The following is a 21,350-nucleotide window of genomic DNA, read 5'->3' as shown; positions in this document are numbered from 1 at the left end:
TTTTAAAATCGTAGATTCAAGCCAACGGTTGTGGTGCGCATAACGGGATAGAACTCGCCATTTTGATCTTCCTTTTCGGGGTCGAAACCCTGCAGGAAGCTTGTGAATGTGGCCAGGTTTTGACCGCTGACGTAGAGGCGGGCCGAACGAATCTTTAGCTTGTTCGAGATCGATGCGGGCAGGGTGTAGCCTAGCTGCACGTTTTTCAGCCGTAGGTAAGCCGCATTACGTACCCAGTAATTTGAGTCCTTCCAGTTGAACGTACCCTGATCGGTGGTGAGGCGTGGGTACGTTGCATTCGGGTTGGTGGGCGTCCAGGCGTCGCGGTGAATGGCAAAGGCCGACGAAATAAAATCAGCCGAGTAGAAGGCCCAGGCCCCGGTGCCACTCACGTACGAATCACGCTGGCCAACGCCCTGGAAAAATACGTTCAGGTCGAAGCCTTTCCAGGCCACATTGGTGGTCAGACTGTACGAATAACGAGGGAATGGGTTACCAAGGATTGTCCGGTCGAATCCATCGATTTTCCCGTCGGGTGTGCCGTTGGGTCCGCTGATGTCTTTATACCGGATATCACCAGCGGCCGTATTGGCGGCGATATAAGGCGTTGCGGCGTTGCCATCCAGCGCATTATCGGCATCCACCTGCTCTTTAGACTGGTAGAGACCATCAGCCAGGTAGCCGTAGTACGACCGAAGCGGCGACCCCGGCGTTGAGATGCTCCGACCATCGATGATATCCTGACCGGCCAGATCGAGTACCTGATTTTTAACGTCAGATAGCATGCCCGTGACACTGTACCGCAGGCCTTTAGCCGTCTGGTTCCGGTAAGAAAGACTTAACTCCCACCCATTGTTTCGCATCGAACCGGCATTGACATAAGCTGGACTAAAACCGGTGAAACTCGGAATTGGCTTGACCAACAGCAGGTTACTAATCGTGCGCTGGTAGACGTCGAGGGTCACGCTCAGGTTTTTAAACAGCGTCAGGTCCAGGCCAACGTTGGCCTGCGTCGATGTTTCCCAGGTAATCTGGTCGTTCACAGCGTTGGTTTGTCCCACGCCAAAGTTGAGCCGGTTGTTGAAGTAGTAATTCTGTCCCTGCGCGAAGTTGGCGGCAAACGGGTAGAAGGCATCCGGTAGATTCTGGTTGCCCAGTTTGCCGTATGATCCCCGTAGTTTGGCGAAGGTAACGGCGTTGGCTAGCCCGGTCATGAAGGCTTCCTTCGTAATGACCCAACCCGCCGATACGCTCGGGAAAAAACCCCACTGCCGATCCTGGGCCTGCGAAAATCGGGATGAGCCATCGTAACGCCCGTTTACCTCCAGCAGGTACTTATCGTCGAACGTGTAATTGAACCGGCCAAAACCGGCTGCCAGCGCATATTCTGCCGTGCTGCTGCTATTGCTCTGGTTGGCCGTTCCGACAGTCTGGTAAGGCTGATCGGAAGGGAGATCCGTTCGCGATGCGCCCAGCGATTCGGTGATGAAATCTTCGGCCTGAAAACCAAGCAGTAATTTCAACTCGTTGCGCCCCAGCGTTTTATAAAAATTTGCCTGGATAAGGTAGTTGTTCAGCCGCGACCGGCCAATGGCGTCGGCAATGGAGTTCTGGCCGGGGTAATTGTTCACGAAGTCCAGTGCATTGGTAGTTAAATTAGGGCGATAGACCGCGTAATTTTTGATGTACCGCTTTTGAATCGATTCCCGGCTGTTGTTCGAGAACTGCGCCTCAACGTCCATAAAGGAGAACGGCCGGTAGGTAAAATTGGCCCGTAGAATGGTGTTTGGCCGTTGAAACCGGTTAAATCCACTCGACTCAGCCTGACCAATCGGGTTGCGGAAGTTGCTTTGTGCGGCGTCACCGTATTGGCCATCACAAAATTTCCCCGCCCCAGTTGCCGGACTGCCAATGGCCTGCCGGATAATGAACTCAGCCGTGCTGCCGCCGGGTTGAATCTCGGTGCTGTTGGTGTAGATCAGATCACCCTGAAACGTCAGGTTTTTGGTCAGCTTGACGTCGGTATTGAAGCGCAGATCGTAGCGTTTGAAACTCGTGTTCTGGGTCAGGCCCTGCTGGTTCAGGTACGTACCTGCCATGAAGAACTTGATCCGTTCAGAGCCACCGCTGATGTTCAGGTTATGATTCTGCATCAGGCCGGTGTTGCTCAATACGCCACCGAGCCAATCGGTATCGAAATACCGGAAATTGTCGGCCGGGTTGTTCCGGTACGCGTCGATAAACGTGGTGCTGAACGGCGCCGTTGCCGATGAGTTAATGGCTGCCTGGTTGTTGAGCAGCATATGTTCCAGGCCCGAAATTCGCTCGGGTAGCCGCGTTGCCTGCTGGCCCGATACAAAGCCGTTGTAGTCGATCTGTACACCTTCGGTAGTGCCGCGCCGGGTACGTACCACAATAACACCGTTGGCCGCCCGCGCCCCGTAAATAGCCGTCGAGGCGGCATCTTTCAGCAGGCTGATACTTTCTATGTTATTGGGGTCAATGTTATTGAGCGTTTCGAGCGTATTGGGTGGTTGCTGAACCCCGTCGATCACCAGCAGGGGAGTGGTGCCCGAATACAGCGAACCAATGCCCCGAATGGTTACGTTGGCTCCATCAGCACCCGGTCGGCCCGATTGCTGGGTGACGGTTACACCCGGTGCCAGGCCCTGCAACAGGTTCGAGGCGGTGGCTACCTGCCGCACCACAAGGTCTTCGCGACGGAGCTGCGTAACGGCACCGGTCAGGGTTGCGCGTTTCTGTGTGCCGTAGCCCACAACGACCACTTCATCCAGATTCCGGCTCGATGGTTCGAGCGCCAGGTTAACCGTTTCGCGTGTGCCAACGGGCACCTCAGCGGGGGTGTACCCAATAAAACTAAACACTAAAATGGCCGCGTTGTCTGCACTGAGTGAATAGGTGCCTTCGGCCGACGTGACCGTGCCCCGTTGGGTGCCTTTGATGGTCACCGATACCCCGGGCAGGCTTTGCCCGTTGCTCTGGTCTGTGACTTTACCCGTTACAGTTCGTTGGGCCCAACTGACAGACCAGCAGCAAACCAAACTCAGTAAGGTTAATAGTATGCGTTTTTTCATAAAGTTTGACTTGATTGACTAGTGAAAAGTAGGTCTCTACCTGTTAAGCTGACCTGTAGAATTACTGTGTTAAATTGAGAAAGGCCGGTGAGAAAACAAAGATGATTTTTGTGAAGTGCTGACGATCAGCTTGTTTCTATTCTTAGATTCGGGCGAAATTTTTGTTACGTGAAAACAAAGCGGTTTTACGTGCCGTTGTAGCTACTTTATTACGTTTTAATGTCACTTAATGGACGGGAATGTTTGTTGTGGAAATGAATAAGTATTGGTAGGTTGTGTACAATAAATTGAACTATAAAAAGAATATGCGGTAGTAACTAGCTATAAATTAGCATTTTAAAATTTATGAAATATAATTTTGCACTATCAACCAAATCAAAATCATATGCCTATTGCAAAGCAGTTCCTGAAAAGTAAGCCTGTTGCCAAAGTAACGTTTGAACTTCCTGCCGAGGCCGTAAACGGTGCTAAAGTGGTATCGCTTGTTGGTGATTTCAATGATTGGGACGTAAATGCTCAGCCCCTGAAGAAGCAGAAAGACGGGTCTTTTAAAGCCACGGTCGAACTGCCAATCGGTACCGAATACCAATACCGCTTCATTATCGACGGTGAAACCTGGACAAATGACTGGGCCGCCGATAAGTACGTACCCAGCCCGGTATCGACCGAAGAAAACTCGGTTGTTGTATTGTAGAAAAGAAGGTTAAACACAAAGACACGGAGTACGCAAAGTTTCTTTTCTAATCGAAAGAGATAACTCTGTATACTCCGTGTCTTTGTGTTTAACCCTTTTCAAGACGCGAAACTATCCGACTCTACATACGCTTTGATCAGCGCCATCTCTCCTTCTCTCCCGGGCAGCGAATTGCCGTGTTCCATGCCGAAGATGAATGAGCGGTTGCTGGCTTTAGCTTTGTCGTAGATGTGCTTAAAAATATTCTTGTAATTGATTTCGCCCGTTGTGGGCTCTTTCCGGCCGGGGTTATCGCCAATCTGAAAGTACCCGATCTCGTCCCACGCCCAGTCGATATGCGGGATGATATGGCCCTCGTTGCGTTGCATGTGGTAAATATCGAACAGGATTTTGCACGACGGGCTATTCACGGCCCGACACAGTGCATAGGTCTGATCAGACGTGCGCATAAACAGGTCAGGGTTGTCGCTCAGGGGTTCCAGTACCATCACAATGTCGTTCTTGGCCAGTACATCGGCACCACGCCGTAGCACATCAATGACGTGGCCTGTCTGAATGCCCATTGGCAGGTTACGCTCGAAATAACCGGGCACCACCGTGGCCAGTTTCCCACCACATCGTTTCGAGGTTTCGATCGCTTTTTGGGCGGTGTCCATGAAGTTGTCGACAAATTCTTTCTTGCCGGTGGTAAACGAAACTTTCCAGTTGTTACCGGTCTCAAATACGTATACACCCATTTTAAGGCCAAGGCGAGCCATTTCGGCACCCATTTTCTCCTGCAACGCAGGTTCGCGGCCCATCATGCCGTTGTCTTCAATCGCGGTAAATCCCTGATCGGCCATGAACTTCAACTGGTCGATGGGGTCTTTACCAGCGCTATTCTGAAACATGCCGATGTGGGGCGCGTAATCGAGCTTAAATTTATTTTTACCGGCTAACCCGGAGCCAGCAACTTCAGATGAAGAGGCGATTGTAGCGTGAGCAACCGACGTACCTGCGAAGGCTACGCCTGTTGCTCCAAGAGCGGATTTTATAAAGTCTCGGCGATGGGTCATGACGAGGCTGATCGGGTTTAGGATGATGTAAAAATGTTATGAGTTGGCAATCCGTTGAGCAGTGGCCTGCACATGCTCTATGGAGACGCCAGTATTTTCGGCAATATCTGTATGGCTAAGCTTTCCATTTCGAAGCATGCGTTCGATGATAAGGTCAAGACCCTGTTCAATACCTCGCTCGAAGCCTCGTTCGAGGCCGCGTTCAAGACCTCGTTCAAGGCCGCGTTCCATGCCCTGTTCAACGCCCTGCTTGAAGCGAATATCGGTTTCCAAGTCATATACCAGTGCCATTTTCTCCGAAATTTTGATTGTTAATTCCTGCAAGTTACGCAGTTTGGAAAGGACTTCAAGTTGCTTAACGTACCGTTTTAGCCGTAAGGAGCGAGGCACCAATTGGCCTAGTTTGATGATAATTTCCTCAATGACAGTGTCCGCAGAGCCCTCGCCATAATTGCCAAGTATGGTCAGTAAAACCTCTTCCGGGACCGAGGAATTAAGAAACAGACTATGATTAACCTCCGACGTGTTGATCAGATCATACCGAAACGAAAGGGCATCGTGTAGAACATGCGATTGCATCTGCGACGTACCTGAGCCGATATAGAAAACGTACTGCTTAACGGGTAACCGGTATTTTCGGTATAGAAGGGCGTAATACTCCAGCATACGTTCAGCCATCTCACCGTCGTCGGTTGTCTGAAATTCAAAGTGAAGAATGTAGTCCTTGACGGCTTTGGCATGCACGACCTTCTTCAAAAAATCAGGCTTACGCTCGATGGTCTGATGCAGGTCATCGGGAATCTCTTCAACAGCCGGGATATGCAGGTGCAACAGTCGGGTGGCTAAGGGAATGACCAGTGGCTCAATGTTCTCCCGAATAATCCGGTCGTAGGACGTAGATTTTCCCATATTATCTGAAATAGAATGGCTAACGATTGGACGTTAAAGGCTATCGTTAGCCACTCTATCTCAACCTACTTCTTTTTCAACGTGCTTAAATACTCGACTAAATCAACGAGTTCGGTCGTGCTCATGGCTTCCTGAAGGCCCGACGGCATCATCGACGAGTCCATTTTCTTCATCGACACAACGTCGGCGGTTTTGTAGTTCTGAACCAGCCCGCCAGGAAACTTCATTTGCAAATCCGTTTCAGTTTTGCTCGAGACTATGCCTGTCATGGTGCTGCCATCTTTAAACTTTACTTCGTAGCCTTCAAAGCCGAAACTGATCCCCGCGTCGGGATAAATAATGGCCAGATATTGCCCGTCTTTGCCCAGTTTTGAGCCGATTTCCGACAATTTAGGCCCAAAGTCCATGCCTTCACCATTCACCTGATGGCACACCGAGCAGTTGGTTTTGTAGACCGTAAGCCCACGTGAGGCGTCGCCGTTCATGGCCAGCAACTCGTTGACACCGGGTAGTTTCTTTGCACTGGCCGTCGACGTACCTGACTGATTGCCATCCAGGTATTTGGCGGCTTCAGTCCGAATCATCTTGCGCCATGCCGTTGCAACACCCTGATAAGCAGCCGCTTTCAGGTCACCGCCCTTTAGTTCGCCCGACTTGAGGAGCACCAGCACTAGGTCTTCTCCCGCCTGGCTACCACCCAGCGACCGGGTTGCTTCGCGCCGCAGGGCCATCGACCGTTTTTCGTCGAGGGCCACCGCTTTCAGCATATCCAGTGACTCGTTGCTGCCTACCCGCCGAAGTGACGTAACCATGTTGGTCGCCGCGTCGGCGTTGGAGCCGTTGATCGTTTCCCAGGCCATCGCCGATCCGTTTTGGGCCAGTAGTTGCTTGGCGGCATCGCGGCCGATATTGTCGTTGGGTTTCAAAATCGCCAATTGCCGCAGCCGCGTGTTTTCGCCAGCCGGTGCATATCGCTGCACCAATTCCATATACTCGGCGGTGCCGTAGGTCTGGTCGAGCAGGGTTTGCAGCGCACGCGACGCCGAAGCACTACTCGTTACAAAACCCGGATCGAGGTGGCGCAGGGCCAGCTTGGTGACGTCGGGGCTGTTTTGCTCCTGAATCAGTTGTAGCAGCGCGTTTGATTTCTCTGTGTTGCCGGGGTTGAAATCGAACGCCCGGAAATACCGCAGTCGACTCGCCAGCGGCACGTCTTTATCACCCGCCAGTCGGGCCAGCATTGGCACGGAAGCGGACGTACGAGCGCGCCAGACCACATCCCGTCCACCAGCGTTGGCCAGTGGATCGTTGTTTAGCTGCTTTAGATAAGCGGCATAGTAAGTGTCCCACTGGTTATCGGCACCAATGCCGAGGGCTTCCAGGTACCAGCGGTCTTTGCCGTCATGCTGGGCGGCCAGTTGCGCCCATAAAGCAGGCGCTTCGGGTGAGGTATTGCGGCGCAACGCAATGGCGCACTCGCGACGTACCTGAGCACTGGGATCGTTGACCAATTGTTTCACATACCCGATCACGTTCATTTTCTGTTCGCGGGCGGTGCGCAGGGCCGTAATTCGCAGGTCTGAGTTTTCGTCTTTCAACGCCATTTCCACGTACTTCTGGCCCTTTGGTAACTGACTAAGCAGCCACAGCGCACGAGCCTTCATGCGTGGATTGGTGGCTGAGCTGTAGAGTTTTGCCAATGGTTTCTCTGCTTTGGCCCCCAGATTATGCAAGGCCGTCCAGCCCATATACCGGATCGACATGTTGGGGCTTTGCAGAGCCGCGATGGCCCCATCGGTCGTAGAAACATCGGTTTTAGGGACCGACCAGGCCGAGTTGGGCGGAGCCAGCCGGAAAATTCGGCCGCGGCTCTGGTCACCCGCCTGATGCCCACCCACGCCGGGGTCATACCAGTCGGCAATCATCAGCGACCCATCGGGGACCACGCAAACATCGGAGGGGCGGAACCACTGATCACGCACGCCTTCGACCAGGTTGGCGATGGTGGCTTTGTAACCCGCACCATCTTTCTCAACCGGGTAAGCCCGCACCACGTTTGGCCCCGCATCGCAGTGAATGATCTGGTTCTGGAACGTACCTGGCAGCAGCGACCCTTCATACACGATAATGCCCGTGGGCGAACCGGCCCCGGTTTGCAGCAAATTTGGCACTACGCCGGGGTCGTTCAGGTGCCAGTGGCGGAACGGAATCTCTTTTTCGATGTTGGTCCGGTTGGCGCTCCAGCCCGCACCGGTCAGTTCATCGGTGTAGCCATAGTTGCCATACTCCATCACATAATTGATTCGCACGCTCTTGTTGCCATCATCGTCGTTGTCTGATTGCCAGAGCGTTCCGTACGAATCGACGGCCACTTCGAAGTTGTTGCGGAAATTCTGCCCGAGCACTTCCATCTCCGATCCGTCGGGGTTACAGCGAAACACCATACCCTGCCGGTAGCCTTGCTTGTCGATGGCCTTGCCCGTGTTACGGTCGAAGATCGCTTTGCCGTCTTTATCCTTAATCTGCTGGCCTTCGTTACCAAAGTTGAAGTACCACTTTCCATCCGGTCCGAACACAAAGGCATGCATGCCGTGGTCGTGCTGATCGCCGCTGAGGCCGGTGAACAGAATCTCTTTTTTATCAGCTTTGTCGTCCCCGTCTTCGTCGGTGAATACCCACACATTGGGGCTGTCTGAGACAATGACCTTGTTACCCTGCACCCATATTCCCAGTGGCGATTGTAATTCCGGCCCCTGGTAAAATACCTTGCTGACATCGGCTACGCCATCGCCGTTCTGGTCTTCCAGAATAACCACGCGGTCGCCGGCCGCATCGGTGGGGTTGCCGTTGATGGCCGGGCGATAATTGTAGGCTTCACACACCCACACCCGCCCCTTTGCATCAACATCGATGTTGGTCGGGTTTTTCAGCATGGGTTCGGCGGCAAACAGCGACGCCTGCAAGCCGGGTGTGACGTTGAGGCTGGCTACGGCGTTCTTAGGGTCGTGTTTATCGTCGTCGGAGAGGGTGGCAAAGAACCGATTCAGGAACGGAACCGACGCCCGGCTTAGATCCGGGTTGGAGTAGGCACCCACAAAGAGGGTAGCCGAAATAAGGGACGCAGCACCCGCCAGTCGGAGCGTTTGCGCAGTTCGTAGTCGAGTCATCGCTGAGAAAGACAGTGTATAAGTGGGGAAAGGAAAATCGGCGTCAATTATAATAACTAAAGCTACAAAAAAGCGGGTTGCACGGCCGGTACTGACTGATTATACGTACCTACCGACCTATAGTGGCAATACCAACAAAAAGCAAGGGCCAACTCTGTGCGGAGTTGGCCCTTGCTTTTTGTAAATGATCAATCGCCTTGGGCTAGTTTGCCCATCGTCAGGCACCCGCCGCGTTTCGCTTTCGTGTTTCGGCTGCTTTTTTTGCCGAAGCCGATCGTTGTTCGGGCGTCCGCGACGCAGAGGCTGCCCCTCCTTTTTTGCCTCCCGTTTTTACCGGTTCTTTATTCTCGGCATGACCCCGACCTGAACCGCTTTTCTTGCCGCCGCCCGAAATTTTATTGACCGTCGCCCAAGCCCGGCTTTCGGCTTCTTCTTCCGGTACGCCCCGCTGTTCGTACCCTTCCTCAATGTGCTCGGCCTGACGTTTCTGCTTGTCAGTATACGCCGATTTATCGCCTCGTGGCATAGTCGTAGTTGGTTTAGTTAACTCCTATTTTGCCCGATAAACGACTTCGTCAGGTATTTGTTTGGCGCTGAGTGGGTCAGGTAACCTTTTGCATGTATAAAATTATGGAAAGAAAGATCAGGATAATATAAAGCTATTGCGGCGTGCTAACTGACTGGCTGTAAACGGCATTCATCCAGCGTTTATCTTTAAATTGCTACTTTTCAGGTACGTTCAACAAACTCTCTTTATCTACTTATGCATATGCGTAAATATGTACGTCTACTACTGCCCGTGATCGCCTGCCTGGGCAGCAGTCATACAATGGTGATGGCTCAGTCGAGCAGCCCGACGCCCAGGTATGCCTTTGCCGAACCGGCAGTATCGCCCGATGGAAATGAAATCGCTTTTATCTCGGGTGGCGATATCTGGACCGTTCCGGCGGCGGGCGGGGAAGCCCGTTTGCTGGTAGCGCATGCCGACAATGAGTCGCGACCCCTTTATTCGCCCGATGGAAAATACCTCGCTTTTGGGTCCACGCGCTCCGGCAATGGTGATATTTACCTGCTCACACTGGAAACCGGCGACTTACGGCGGCTGACGTACGATGATGGGGCTGAAAGCCTGACGGCCTGGTCGAAAGACGGGAAGATGGTTTATTTCCAGTCGACCAGCCGGGACATTGCCAGCATGAACGACATCTATCGTGTGGCCATCAGCGGGGGAACGCCAATGCCCGTCACCGCCGACCGTTATGCCAGTGAATTCTTCGGCACACCCTCGCCCGACGGCAGCACGCTGGCCTTCTCGGCGCGAGGCATTTCGGCCGCTCAATGGTGGCGTAAAGGCAGCAGTCACCTCGATCAGACCGAAATCTGGACCTGTAAAATAGGGACGAAAAAAGGCGATAAACCCATTTACGAACGCCTGACGGAAGGCGGTGCCAAAGAGCTATGGCCGCTCTGGAGCCCAGACGGACAGACATTATATTACATGTCTGATCGGAACGGGAGCCAGAACCTCTGGTCGAAGCCGCTGAAGGGACAGGCTACCATGCTAACAGCTTTCAAAGATGGCCGGGTGCTGTGGCCGTCGATGAGCAACAACGGGAAGACGATCGTTTTTGAGCGCGATTTTCAGATATGGAGTTACGATATTGCCTCGAAACAGGCCAAACCGATAGCTATTCGGTTGCGGGGTGCGGCGGCGGGTCTGTCCGTTGACCACCAAAAGCTAACGACCCAGTTTCGTGATCTGGCCGTTTCGCCGGATGGGAAGAAAGTGGCGTTCACGGCGCATGGAGAGGTGTTTGCGGCGTCGGCCAAAGACGGAGGTGATGCCGTTCGGGTGAGCAACAGCCCGGCGGTGGAGTCGCAGGTGATCTGGACGCCCAACAGCCGTCGCCTCATTTACGCCAGTACCCGCCACGGTATGGCGAATTTATTTCAGTACGATTTCTCGACCAACGCCGAAACCCGCCTGACCGATTCATCGCTCGACGACGGAGCGCCGGTGGTGTCGCCGGATGGTCAGTCGATCGCGTTTGTCCGAAACGGGCAGGAGTTGCGCGTGCTGGACCTGAACACCCGAAAAGATCGCGTGCTGTATAAGGGCTACCTGGGGCGGCCTCCATTTGCGGGTACAGGTACGTTGACCTGGTCGCCGGATGGTAAGTGGCTGGCGTTTTTTGCGTACGGAACCAAAGTATTTCGTAATGTGTGGGTTGTGCCATCGGTGGGTGGCGAGGCACGCCCGGTGAGTTTTCTGGCCAACGCGTCTGGCGCAAACGTAAACTGGAGCCCGGATGGCAGCTACATTTTATTTGGCACCAACCAGCGGACCGAAACCGCGCAGATCGCCCGTGTTGACCTGGTGCCGAAACTGCCCAAATTCCGCGAAGACCAGTTCCGGGACCTGTTCAACGAGGAAGTGCCCAAAACGATACGGCCAACCAACACACCCGTACCTGCGCCGTCGCCAACGACCGCTAAAACAACGCCCGACACGGCGGCGGTATCGGCAGCCAAGCTTAAAACAGCGGGAAAAGAAGCAACCAGCATCGTGTTCGATGGTATCCGTCAGCGGCTTAGCCTGTTACCGGTTGGCATCGAGGTCGACCAGCAGGTAATCAGTAAAGATGGCAAGACGCTGCTGATGATCGCGAGTGTGGCCGGGCGGCAGAATCTGTACACGTATTCGCTCGATGAAACGAGCAGCGAACGGCCGGTAGCCCGCCAGTTGACAACCACGCCGGGACAAAAAAGTAATGCCCAGTTTACGGCCGATGGGAAAGACGTCTTTTACCTGGAACAAGGCCGCATTCAAACTATTTCGCTCACCTCACGTGAGCCTAAACCACTGGCTGTGACGGCTGAACTGGACGTTGATTTCTCGACCGAAAAGTTACAGGTATTCCAGCAGGCGTGGGATATACAGAACAAAGGCTTCTATGATCCTGAATTTCATGGTGCCGACTGGAACGCCGTAAAAGCTACGTACGAACCCTATGCCGCTGGTGCGCGCACGCCCGACGAATTGCGCAGGCTGCTGAGCCTGATGGTAGGTGAACTGAACGCGTCGCATTCGGGTGTGTCGGGGCCACAGGGAGCGGCCGATATATCGACAGGGCGGCTTGGTCTTCGTTTCGACCGGATTACCTACGAAAACACGGGTAAACTCCTGGTCACCGAGGTGATTAATCTGGGTCCGGCTTCGCTGGCCGGAACCGTTAAACCAGGTGATTACGTGCTGGCAGTTGATGGCACACCGATTGATGCCAGCACCAACCTGGATCAACTACTTAGTAATAAAATCAACCGTCGAATTACGCTGGCGGTAGCGTCGGCACCAACGGCCGCCTCGCGGGAGGTGAGCGTATTGCCGGTCAATCTGGCTACCGAAAAAGGGTTACTCTACAAACAGTGGGTGCAGCAGCAACGCGATTTTGTGGATAAAGCCAGCGGTGGTCGGCTTGGGTACGTTCACATGTTCGACATGTCGGCCGAATCACTCAACCAGTTATATATTGATCTGGACGCCGACAATCATGCCCGCGAGGGGGTAGTCGTCGACGTTCGCAACAACAATGGCGGCTTTGTGAACCCGTATGCCATTGATGTGTTTGCCCGAAAAGGCTACCTGACCATGACTACGCGGGGATTGCCTTCATCACCAGCCCGGTCGGCACTGGGTCAACGGTCGCTCGAAACGCCTACGATTCTTGTAACGAATCAGCACTCGCTGTCTGATGCCGAGGATTTTACGGAAGGATACCGGAGCCTGAAGCTGGGCAAAGTAGTGGGTGAGCCAACGGCGGGCTGGATTATCTTCACCGGCGCAGCGCAACTCATCGACGGTTCATCCATTCGACTCCCATCGTCTAAGATTACCGATAATACCGGCAAAGACATGGAACTGGCCCCGCGCCCCGTCGATGTGCCTGTGTCGCGGCCCATTGGTGAAAGTTACACCGATCAAAATCTCCAGTTGAGCACGGCTGTGAAAGAACTTATGAAGCAACTCGACGAGGCAAAATCGGCCAAAGTGACCAGCGGGAAGTAAGCGGTTTTGCGTGTTTGGGTGCTGACACTGGACGCGGAGCCCAGCGTCAATAACCTAACGTACAAATCATAAATGCCCCGGAATACGGTTGTTCCGGGGCATTTATGATTTGTGGAGAAATGCACGCCGATGTTGTCATGAGTACCCCCTTTCTTTGTCGTTTTCTCCCTCCACTGCGTATACGCGAAAGGTTACCTTTGCTTGGCTATAAACAGTAGACAACATGCAAAAAATCACGACATTTCTGACGTTCAACGACCAGGCCGAAGAGGCAGCGAACCTGTACACGTCCATTTTTAAGAACTCGTCGATCGACCGGGTAACACGCTACGGAGGGGCTGGTTCTGCATCGGAAGGAAACGTGATATCTGTTGTTTTTCAGCTTGACGGACAATCATTCCATGCGTTGAATGGTGGCCCTTCGTTCCGCTTTGCCAACGGTATTTCACTGTTTGTCCACTGTGAAACACAGGACGAAGTCGATCATTTCTGGGAGAACCTCTCAGAAGGTGGCGAGAAAGGGCAGTGCGGCTGGCTGAAAGATAAATTTGGCGTGTCGTGTCAAATCGTTCCGTCGGCGCTGGGCAGGGTATTGGGTGATAAAGACCCCGCCAAAGCGAAACAAGCAATGGCGGCGATGCTGAAAATGACCAAACTCGACATCGCCGCGCTGGAACAGGCGTAAGTCATTGGTTATTAGCCAATCACTATTAACCAGTAACGAATAAGTACTAAAGTGAATTCAGGTTGATGTATTCCCGGGTTTACCCCCAACCCCCTGAAGGGGGCTAAACCATTCGGCGGAGCAGTAGCTCCCTTCAGGGGGTTGGGGGTAAACCCGGGAATACAACCAACCAATAACTAAAAATCAATCGCCTGTGTCAGGTACGTTGCCTGGTTGTCGCCGTTGATGTTGACAATGGCAGTGAGCGGTTTTTTCGTCCAGTCTATTGTAATCAGGCCATAGTTCAATTCGGCAACCATCTTGCCCACCCGGTGTTTGTTTGCCTCTTCGTGGGCTTTAGACACGTGAGTCAGGCCGCTGCTCGTGATGTCGAACAGGTCGTAGCCCAGGCCGGGTACAGTTACTTTCGATACTTCGGCCATGTGCCGGTCGCCGCTGAGCAGGATGGTTCCTTTTGGTTTGGCTTTGGCTAGTAAATCCAGGAATCGCTGGCGGGCGGTGGGGAAGTTGGCCCATTTTTCGTACACATGCTCTTCGGGCAACACCTGTACGCCTGAGCCAATGATATGAATGTCGGCGTCGGAATTGGTCAGCTCTTTTTCAAGCCAGCGCCATTGTGACTCGCCCAGCATATCGCCCGATGGGTCAGGTACGTTGTCTTTGCCGTTCTTCTTCAGCGGGTCCCGGAAATAACGACCATCCAGCAGGATCACCTTCACCCGTTTCCCTTTCGGGCCGTAGGTATGCGCCGAGTAAGCACCTTCCTGTTTCCGCAACAGACTGTTGGCAGGTACGTCCAGAAAATCCAGCATCACCTGCTGACTCTCTTTGCGGCGGGGATATTCTTTGCCACCATCATTCACGCCATAATCATGATCGTCCCACACGCCGATGACGGATGTGGACTGGCGGAGCTGCTGATACACCGGATTGGCCTTTTGCCGGGCATACTTGGCCCGCAGTGTATCCATGCTTTCTGAATCGCCGTAGATGTTGTCGCCCAGCCAAATCCAGACGTCGGGTTTTTGGGCAACAATATCGTCCCAAAGTGGCTGCGGGCGTTTCTGATCGCTGCATGAGCCAAAAGCAATGGTGGTAACGGGTTGCTGAGCCGTTTCGGTGCGGGTTGTACGGCAGCCCGCTAGAAGAGCGATACTGAGCAGGCAAAGGGTAAAAAAGTGGTTCATAACCGGGCTATGATGAGGAGTTACTGGAACTGCAAAAATAGGCGTGCCAAGCGGGTTCCGGCCCTTCATCACTATTTGTTAATATCGTACGATTTTATGATTCCGACGAAGGAGGAATGACAAAATCGGGTACTGTAATACCAGCTTTCAGGTACTCGTTTGTAAGGGTTGATAACAAAACTATATTCTGTAATATGTGGTATTTGGCAAAGAAAGTATAGCCATAAACGGGTAACGTAGGTATTGGCGGTTACCGGCAAATGGTAAATTACTATCTTCGGCCTTGTCTACTTCCCCAACTTACCAAACCGCATGACAAACAAACTACTCTTTACTGGATTGCTGCTCAGCAGTTCGCTACTCACCTTTGCCCAGGACGAAAAAGTCGACATGGCTACGATGGACAAAATCCGCCAGGAAGGACTGCAAAAGTCGCAGGTGATGGAAACCGCTTTTTACCTGACCGACGTGAACGGACCGCGTATTCAGGGGCCGGGTTATGTCAACGCGGCCAATTATGCCAAAGGCAAACTGGCTGGCTACGGACTACAAAATGCCCGCCTGGAATCATGGGGCGATTGGGGAAAAGGCTGGAATGTAGAGCGTTGCTACTTCGCTATGACCGCTCCTTATTATAAGTCGATGGTGGCCGTTCCCCGTGCGTGGAGCGGGAGCACAAACAAATTACAGGCGGCTGATATCCTGTTCATTACTGATACAGATACAATGGCGCTGGAAAGCTATCGTGGTAAACTGAAGAACAAAGTGATCCTGATGGATCAGTCGTATAAAGTAACGCCTTCGTTTAAAGCCGATGCCGACCGCTATACGGATGAAGAACTCCAGAAAATGGCCAGTGCCGAAGCCCCGCGGGGTGGTGGCGGTCAGCGTGGAGCGGGTGGCGATTCGACCATGCGGCGGATGATGCAAACGATGCGTACCCGCAACGTTTTCAACCAGAAGATGCGCAAAATGGCCAAAACTGAAGGGGCCGTTGGTATCCTGAACAGCACCCAAACCAGCAAAGATGGTACGTTATTCGTAAGCGGTGATTACGCCAATGCCGCCCTCGGCGCCGTTCCCGATGATCTCGCCGATCTGTCTATTTCGGCCGAAGATTACATGATGCTGTGCCGCCTGATGAAGGCCAAAGTGCCGGTGAAGCTGGAAGTCGACGTGAAGACGAAATTTTTTGCCGATGACATCAAAGGATACAACGTGCTGGCTGAAATTCCGGGTACCGACCCTAAACTGAAAGATGAAGTGGTGATGCTCGGCGCCCACCTCGATTCATGGCATGCGGCCACGGGTGCTACCGATAACGCCGCTGGTAGTTCGGTGATGATGGAAGCCGTTCGTATCCTGAAAGCGATTGGCGCCAAACCACGCCGCACCATTCGCATTGCGTTGTGGAGTGGTGAAGAGCAGGGACTTTTCGGGTCAAGAAATTACGTGACCAACCACCTGGTCGATGCCAAAACGAGCAAGCTGACCAAAGACGGCGAAAATATCTCGGCCTATTTCAACGTCGACAACGGGACAGGTAAGATTCGGGGTATCTATTTGCAGGGTAATGTAGCAGCCGGGCCAATTTTTACCCAATGGCTGAAGCCCTTCAACGACCTGGGTGCCACAACCGTTACCGCCCAAAATACGGGTGGAACCGATCACCAGTCGTTTGATCGGGTGGGCGTACCTGGCTTCCAGTTCATTCAGGACCGGATCGAGTACAACACACGTACCCACCACACGAACATGGATACCTACGATCACCTGCAACCCGACGATCTGAAACAAGCCGCTACCGTTGTGGCTGGTTTTGTATACAACGCCGCCATGCGTGATCAGAAAATCCCGGCAAAAGAAGTAGTAGCACCAATTGCACAGGCTCCTGCCCGGTAAGGGATCGCGCTGGAAAAAACTAGCAACGTCCTGCCCGAACGAAATTTCGTTCGGGCAGGACGTTTTTTAGTACCTGTATAGTCAAAGGCCTACAGCGCGAAGCTGTGCTACAAGCGCTAAACACGTAGGTCAATTCATTACGCAGCGGAATCCGGTGTGGGAGAGGCCAGTGTCGGGGCTTGATTTCATGCGGGCCGATGAGCGATAACTGCTGCAATACGAATCGTTGCAGAGGAAAGAGCCGCCGCGTTGCACCCGTTTTGGGACCGTTGGCTCATCGGGGTCGACGCTTTGTAATGGGCCGGTCGGGTTTTTTACTACGCCGGCTCTGGCTTGCGTCTGGTAATAATCGGGTCGGTAGTAATCGCTGCACCATTCCCACACATTGCCGGCCATATCGTATAAACCGTAGCCGTTGGGAATGAATGACTTGACCGGGGCCGACTGGTCGAAGCCATCGCGTTTTGTATTGGTGACTGGAAAGGTGCCCTGCCAGCTATTGGCTTTGGGCTTACCGGCGTCGACAGGCTCGTTGCCCCAGGGGTAAATGGCCTTCCTAAGGCCACCTCGCGCCGCCCATTCCCACTCGGCTTCGGTCGGGAGCCGCTTGCCCGCCCAGTTGGCATAAGCCCTTGCATCATCCCAGGATACCTGGACAACCGGGTAATTTTCTTTCCCGACAATGGAACTGCCCGGCCCTTCGGGGTGTCGCCAGTCGGCACCGGCAACCCACTGCCACCATTGACTGTAATCGGCCAGTGAGCTGATTTGCGCTGGAGCCGAGAAAACCAGCGAACTGGCTACCAGCAGGTTATCGGCGGGTTTGGGCGTTCCGGGAGGAAGTTGTTTACGCATCTCTTCCCAATCCGGTTTGCGTTCAGCGGTGGTTATATACCCTGTCGCTTTCACGAACCGGGCGAATTGCGCGTTGGTCACTTCGGTGGCATCCATCCAGAAGCCATCGAGGCAAACGCTGTGTTTGGGATATTCGTCTGGCCGGGCCTGATCATTATCGGCACCCATCAGGAACGTACCTGCGGGAATCGCCACCATGCCCGTCCGGTTGCCCGATTTGCCGGGTGGCATTGCCTGCGCAGACGTACCTGATGCAAATCGGGAGGGTGGGTTAGTATGACAACTCGTAATGGCCGTATCAGCAGTCTGAGCCGTGTCGGCCTGCGCATGGTCCGGCTTTTTCTGCTGGCAAGCCGAAAACCCGGCCAGCGCCATTACACCAACACTTGCCTGTATCAATAGGCGAATCAACATACGTACCCGAACAACCGGTTTGCTCAATAACGACTTAGCAAAGTTACCTCAATACGTTCAAAGAGCAGGATGCATGTACTGCGGCCTTTAGTCGGGGACGCCTAGTCCGCATTTTAACTACAAAAAATGCGGACTAGGCGTCCCCGACTAAAGGCCGCAGTACATGCATCCTATCGGATATTACTGCTTCGTCAAGACAACGGTATAGGTTGTTGGCACCGGGTTGCCACCTGGGTCTGTCGGGAGTTTGGCCGTGTAGGTAGCCGTTGTCGGAGTAAAGACTTTGGTTCCCGTAACTGTTTGGCCGCCCGTAACCAGCGTTGCCTGGTTACCAGATTCAGAGTAGGTCGTTGTTGGACCAAAAAACGTACTGATAAGGTTTTTTGTATTCGTCGCAGTCGCACAACTCGCCTGGGTAGCAACATTGTTTGAGATAGTACCATTGGCGTTGAAGGTAATAACGGCATCGGCCAAACAGTTTTCACCAACCAGCTTAAGGGCACTGCTTAAATCCGTCACGCTGATACCCAGGTACGTATAGGCTGGGTCGACCGTGATACCCGTTATCTTCCAACTGCCCTGCAACGTGGTCAGGTTGGCTGGTCCGGGATCGCTGGTGCTGCTTTTACAGCCAAACGTCGTAATCAGAATGGCCAGTAGGAGGGTAGCGGCGGTTGTGAATCGGGATGTATGTTTCATGATGGTCGATTGTATTTTCTGTTTGTCTGTAAAAAACGCCCCAAAATGTGTTTCGTGCACAGTTTCGTCCATTTTTGGGCTAAATATGTATTGAGCGGCTCTGCTGAAAGCAAGAAAATGAAGTCTGCCGCTGCGCTACTAGTTATGCCCGTCAAATGTACCCAGCCACCGTGTAGCTAACGTACCCAAACACTTCTCGTAGCAGGTGCATGGCATCGGTCAATGCTTCTTCATGCGGAACCAGCAGATCGGCGAGGGTAAATTGGCGTGGTTCATGGATAAAAGCAGCCGGAAAGGGGACAGCCTTTACGCCCGCTTTGGCAAAGCAGGCCGTGGCCCGGCGCAGATGAAACGCCGACGTAACCAGCACACAGCGATCGGTGTGGAACGTCTGACGAAGCACCCGCGCCGAAAATAGGGCGTTTTCGTGCGTGTTCCGCGAATACGTCTCCCAGATCATATCGCGGGTCGGCACACCCGCCAGGTGCAGAAACCGCATACCTTCCATGCCCTCGTGGAGTCCCTCGGCTTTCATGAAAAACAGATTGGTACTGCCGCCGCTGATCAGAATTTTCTGAACCCGCCCGGTCTTATACAGAAACAGCGCCTGCCCCAGCCGATCGGCCTGTAGCGCGAGCATGGGCCGCGCCGGGGTAACACGTACCTGCGTGTTGGTCAGGCCGCCCGTCAGCACTACCGCTACCGTCTGGGTCGTGTCGGTGGAGAGGCGGGGCGCAGGTTGTTCGTTGCCCGTCATTTCCCAGAGACCAGCCAGTTCGTTGACCAGAAAACTGTTGCCCAGCAGCCAGAACAAGCCCAGCGAAACAAGTAGCAAACGCCGTCGATAGGTTGGAAAAATCAGGGCGCCAATCAGCGATGCCAGTAACCAACCCGCGGGAGTGAGGAAATACCCCGCTGTTTTCGACAGAAAGTAGAACATAGATTCGTTAATGATTCGTTAATAGACCGTTCAGCCCTGTTTGAATGGACGTTGAACGCTTATTTTTGTGCTATGAAACGTCGTAACTTCTTCATGTTGATGCTGGGCCTGCTGCCCCTGCTGACCCTGGCTCAGACAAACCCGGAGGGGCACCGCATTGCGGGCCGAATTCGGGGTGTAAAAGATACCACCGTGGTGCTGGCGCATTACCAGTACGACCCCACGCATTACGTGCCGAAAGATACGGCCCGGGTCGATGCCAATGGAAGTTTTGTCTTCCAGGGGAAAAAATCACTGCCTGAAGGCCTGTATCTGGTTGTGCTGCCCAAAGGCCGCTACTTCGACATGATGCTGGCTGAACAGCAGTTTTCGTTTGAAACGGACACCGCCGATTTTATTGGTAGTATGAAAGTGACCGGCTCGGTTGAAAACGCCGCTTTCTACGGCTACCAGCAAAAGCTGAAAACAGCATTCGAGGAAATGCGTCAGGTCGACAAGCAGCCTAAAACGGATGCTTCAGCCCAACGCCTGAAGGAATTGCAGGCGCAGGCACGTACCTACCGCACCGATTTCCTGGCTAAAAACAAATCGTTACTAACGACCAAAGTCCTGCTCGCCTCGTCGGAACCGGACGTACCTACGCCGCCCAAAGCCGCCAACGGCCGCCCCGATTCGCTCTGGCAGTTCGCCTACTACAAAAATCACTTCTGGGATAACTTCGATCTCAGCGATGAACGGATGTTACGCACGCCGTTGCTTCAGCCCAAAATTGATCGGTACATCAAAGAACTGACCGTCCAGCAGGTCGATTCGCTCAGTAAAGAAGCTGATTATCTGGTGGGTAAAGCCGGTGCCAACAAAGACATGAAAACGTACATGATCTGGTACCTGACCAGCCAGTACGAACGCCCCAAAGTGTTGGGGACAGATGGTCTCTTCATTCACATGATCGAGAAATACTGGCTGACCCGGCAAATGCCCAACATCGATTCGGCGACCCTGAAAACGGTTACCGAACGGGTGGCGGTACTTAAGCCGTTGCAGGTAGGCAAGATATTCGCCATGCCCGCCGTGGGTGATACGCTGGCCCGCCCGTTGAGTTTCAACAACCTGGCCGCCGCCGATTACACCATCATGTTCTTTTATGCGCCCCATTGTGGGCATTGCCGCGAAGCCGCACCCAAAGTGAAGAAATTCACGGATTCGCCCGCCGGGAAAGGTATAAAGGTGGTAGCCATCGCCATCGAGGATTCGAAAGAAGACTGGAAAAAATTCATCCGCGAATTCAAGCTTACCGACTGGATGCATGGCTATGACCATAAACAGCAGATCGACTTCCGCCGCCAGTATGACGTGGTTACTACGCCAACGCTCTACGTGCTGGACCGGAACAAAAAAATAATTGCCCGCGCCCTGCCCGTTGAGCAGGTTGAAGATTTTCTGAACTTCACCCGCAAGCAGGCTGCGCTGGCTAGCCCCGCAAAACCAGGTGCGGTGAAGACGGCCACGGTTAAGGCGAAGCAAACAGGTCGCTGATAAGTTAAGTGTGGCCCGTTTTTTGTGGGTGTTGGTATAGGCTTACTCCTAAATCCCCTGAAGGGAACTTTGCGCTGCTTCTTACGAATGGTAAGCTAGCAGAGCAAGTCCCCTTCAGGGGATTTAGGAGTAAGCCTATACCAACA

The 21,350-nt window shown here is 53.3% G+C and carries 14 protein-coding genes; 5 read left to right on the top strand and 9 right to left on the bottom strand.

The genetic code is table 11. The features are described 5' to 3' along the window. Positions 1–2: 2 nt before the first annotated feature. The gene (locus tag ACFE8Q_RS18495; protein ID WP_375446911.1) at positions 3–3,095 is read right to left on the bottom strand and encodes a SusC/RagA family TonB-linked outer membrane protein; all 3,093 of its coding nucleotides are present in this window, start codon (positions 3,093–3,095) and stop codon (positions 3–5) included. Positions 3,096–3,480: 385 nt separating this feature from the next. On the opposite strand from ACFE8Q_RS18495, the gene ACFE8Q_RS18490 reads away from it, so the two are divergent. Further along, positions 3,481–3,789, top strand: coding sequence for an isoamylase early set domain-containing protein (locus ACFE8Q_RS18490; RefSeq protein ID WP_375446910.1), 309 nt, complete (start codon positions 3,481–3,483; stop codon positions 3,787–3,789). A gap of 98 nt (positions 3,790–3,887) precedes the next feature. Here ACFE8Q_RS18490 and ACFE8Q_RS18485 read toward each other — a convergent pair whose 3' ends face one another. The 4 genes from ACFE8Q_RS18485 to ACFE8Q_RS18470 all read right to left on the bottom strand — a co-directional run bounded on the left by ACFE8Q_RS18485 (position 3,888) and on the right by ACFE8Q_RS18470 (position 9,446). Continuing rightward, on the bottom strand, positions 3,888–4,844 hold the full coding sequence (locus ACFE8Q_RS18485) for a hydroxypyruvate isomerase family protein (protein WP_375446909.1): 957 nt from the start codon (positions 4,842–4,844) through the stop codon (positions 3,888–3,890). 36 nt (positions 4,845–4,880) lie between these two features. Then, on the bottom strand, positions 4,881–5,753 hold the full coding sequence (locus tag ACFE8Q_RS18480; RefSeq protein WP_375446908.1) for a hypothetical protein: 873 nt from the start codon (positions 5,751–5,753) through the stop codon (positions 4,881–4,883). 65 nt (positions 5,754–5,818) lie between these two features. Next, complete coding sequence (locus ACFE8Q_RS18475; protein WP_375446907.1) at positions 5,819–8,920, bottom strand: PVC-type heme-binding CxxCH protein; 3,102 nt, start codon at positions 8,918–8,920, stop codon at positions 5,819–5,821. A gap of 217 nt (positions 8,921–9,137) precedes the next feature. Further along, complete coding sequence (locus tag ACFE8Q_RS18470; protein ID WP_375446906.1) at positions 9,138–9,446, bottom strand: plasmid stabilization protein; 309 nt, start codon at positions 9,444–9,446, stop codon at positions 9,138–9,140. Positions 9,447–9,749: 303 nt separating this feature from the next. On the opposite strand from ACFE8Q_RS18470, the gene ACFE8Q_RS18465 reads away from it, so the two are divergent. Both ACFE8Q_RS18465 and ACFE8Q_RS18460 read left to right on the top strand, forming a co-directional pair. Next, positions 9,750–12,986, top strand: a complete 3,237-nt coding sequence (locus ACFE8Q_RS18465; protein ID WP_375446925.1) for a DPP IV N-terminal domain-containing protein — start codon at positions 9,750–9,752, stop codon at positions 12,984–12,986. A 223-nt stretch (positions 12,987–13,209) separates the two neighbouring features. Continuing rightward, positions 13,210–13,671 carry a VOC family protein gene (locus ACFE8Q_RS18460; protein ID WP_375446905.1) on the top strand — a complete coding sequence of 154 codons (462 nt, stop codon included), beginning with the start codon at positions 13,210–13,212 and terminating at the stop codon, positions 13,669–13,671. Positions 13,672–13,847: 176 nt separating this feature from the next. On the opposite strand, the gene ACFE8Q_RS18455 is transcribed toward ACFE8Q_RS18460, so the two are convergent. Beyond that, positions 13,848–14,858, bottom strand: a complete 1,011-nt coding sequence (locus ACFE8Q_RS18455) for an alkaline phosphatase D family protein (protein ID WP_375446904.1) — start codon at positions 14,856–14,858, stop codon at positions 13,848–13,850. 312 nt (positions 14,859–15,170) lie between these two features. On the opposite strand from ACFE8Q_RS18455, the gene ACFE8Q_RS18450 reads away from it, so the two are divergent. After that, complete coding sequence (locus tag ACFE8Q_RS18450; protein ID WP_375446903.1) at positions 15,171–16,760, top strand: M20/M25/M40 family metallo-hydrolase; 1,590 nt, start codon at positions 15,171–15,173, stop codon at positions 16,758–16,760. 129 nt (positions 16,761–16,889) lie between these two features. On the opposite strand, the gene ACFE8Q_RS18445 is transcribed toward ACFE8Q_RS18450, so the two are convergent. The 3 genes from ACFE8Q_RS18445 to ACFE8Q_RS18435 all read right to left on the bottom strand — a co-directional run bounded on the left by ACFE8Q_RS18445 (position 16,890) and on the right by ACFE8Q_RS18435 (position 19,668). Then, a complete protein-coding gene (locus ACFE8Q_RS18445; protein WP_375446902.1) occupies positions 16,890–18,029 on the bottom strand; it encodes a formylglycine-generating enzyme family protein in 1,140 nt (379 codons plus the stop codon). Positions 18,030–18,209: 180 nt separating this feature from the next. Continuing rightward, the gene (locus ACFE8Q_RS18440; protein ID WP_375446901.1) at positions 18,210–18,728 is read right to left on the bottom strand and encodes a lipocalin family protein; all 519 of its coding nucleotides are present in this window, start codon (positions 18,726–18,728) and stop codon (positions 18,210–18,212) included. 151 nt (positions 18,729–18,879) lie between these two features. After that, entirely contained in the window at positions 18,880–19,668 is a 789-nt protein-coding gene (locus tag ACFE8Q_RS18435; protein WP_375446900.1) for a YdcF family protein, read from the bottom strand. A gap of 72 nt (positions 19,669–19,740) precedes the next feature. Between ACFE8Q_RS18435 and ACFE8Q_RS18430 the strand changes: the two genes are divergently transcribed. Next, entirely contained in the window at positions 19,741–21,204 is a 1,464-nt protein-coding gene (locus ACFE8Q_RS18430) for a thioredoxin-like domain-containing protein (protein ID WP_375446899.1), read from the top strand. Positions 21,205–21,350: the final 146 nt, after the last annotated feature.

Source organism: uncultured Fibrella sp. (genome assembly GCF_964250085.1).
Lineage (GTDB): Bacteria > Bacteroidota > Bacteroidia > Cytophagales > Spirosomataceae > Fibrella.
The sequence above is the reverse complement of the archived record's forward strand: the minus strand, read 5'-3'. Positions and strand labels throughout refer to the sequence as shown.

Excerpts from the sequence above, each read along its gene's own strand:
- ACFE8Q_RS18475 (WP_375446907.1), bottom strand. The coding sequence starts at position 8,920 with ATGACTCGACTACGAACTGCGCAAACGCTCCGACTGGCGGGTGCTGCG.
- ACFE8Q_RS18435 (WP_375446900.1), bottom strand. The coding sequence starts at position 19,668 with ATGTTCTACTTTCTGTCGAAAACAGCGGGGTATTTCCTCACTCCCGCG.
- ACFE8Q_RS18465 (WP_375446925.1), top strand. The coding sequence starts at position 9,750 with ATGGTGATGGCTCAGTCGAGCAGCCCGACGCCCAGGTATGCCTTTGCC.
- ACFE8Q_RS18440 (WP_375446901.1), bottom strand. The coding sequence starts at position 18,728 with ATGAAACATACATCCCGATTCACAACCGCCGCTACCCTCCTACTGGCC.
- ACFE8Q_RS18470 (WP_375446906.1), bottom strand. The coding sequence starts at position 9,446 with ATGCCACGAGGCGATAAATCGGCGTATACTGACAAGCAGAAACGTCAG.
- ACFE8Q_RS18480 (WP_375446908.1), bottom strand. The coding sequence starts at position 5,753 with ATGGGAAAATCTACGTCCTACGACCGGATTATTCGGGAGAACATTGAG.
- ACFE8Q_RS18495 (WP_375446911.1), bottom strand. The coding sequence starts at position 3,095 with ATGAAAAAACGCATACTATTAACCTTACTGAGTTTGGTTTGCTGCTGG.
- ACFE8Q_RS18450 (WP_375446903.1), top strand. The coding sequence starts at position 15,171 with ATGACAAACAAACTACTCTTTACTGGATTGCTGCTCAGCAGTTCGCTA.
- ACFE8Q_RS18430 (WP_375446899.1), top strand. The coding sequence starts at position 19,741 with ATGAAACGTCGTAACTTCTTCATGTTGATGCTGGGCCTGCTGCCCCTG.
- ACFE8Q_RS18490 (WP_375446910.1), top strand. The coding sequence starts at position 3,481 with ATGCCTATTGCAAAGCAGTTCCTGAAAAGTAAGCCTGTTGCCAAAGTA.
- ACFE8Q_RS18445 (WP_375446902.1), bottom strand. The coding sequence starts at position 18,029 with ATGTTGATTCGCCTATTGATACAGGCAAGTGTTGGTGTAATGGCGCTG.
- ACFE8Q_RS18485 (WP_375446909.1), bottom strand. The coding sequence starts at position 4,844 with ATGACCCATCGCCGAGACTTTATAAAATCCGCTCTTGGAGCAACAGGC.
- ACFE8Q_RS18455 (WP_375446904.1), bottom strand. The coding sequence starts at position 14,858 with ATGAACCACTTTTTTACCCTTTGCCTGCTCAGTATCGCTCTTCTAGCG.
- ACFE8Q_RS18460 (WP_375446905.1), top strand. The coding sequence starts at position 13,210 with ATGCAAAAAATCACGACATTTCTGACGTTCAACGACCAGGCCGAAGAG.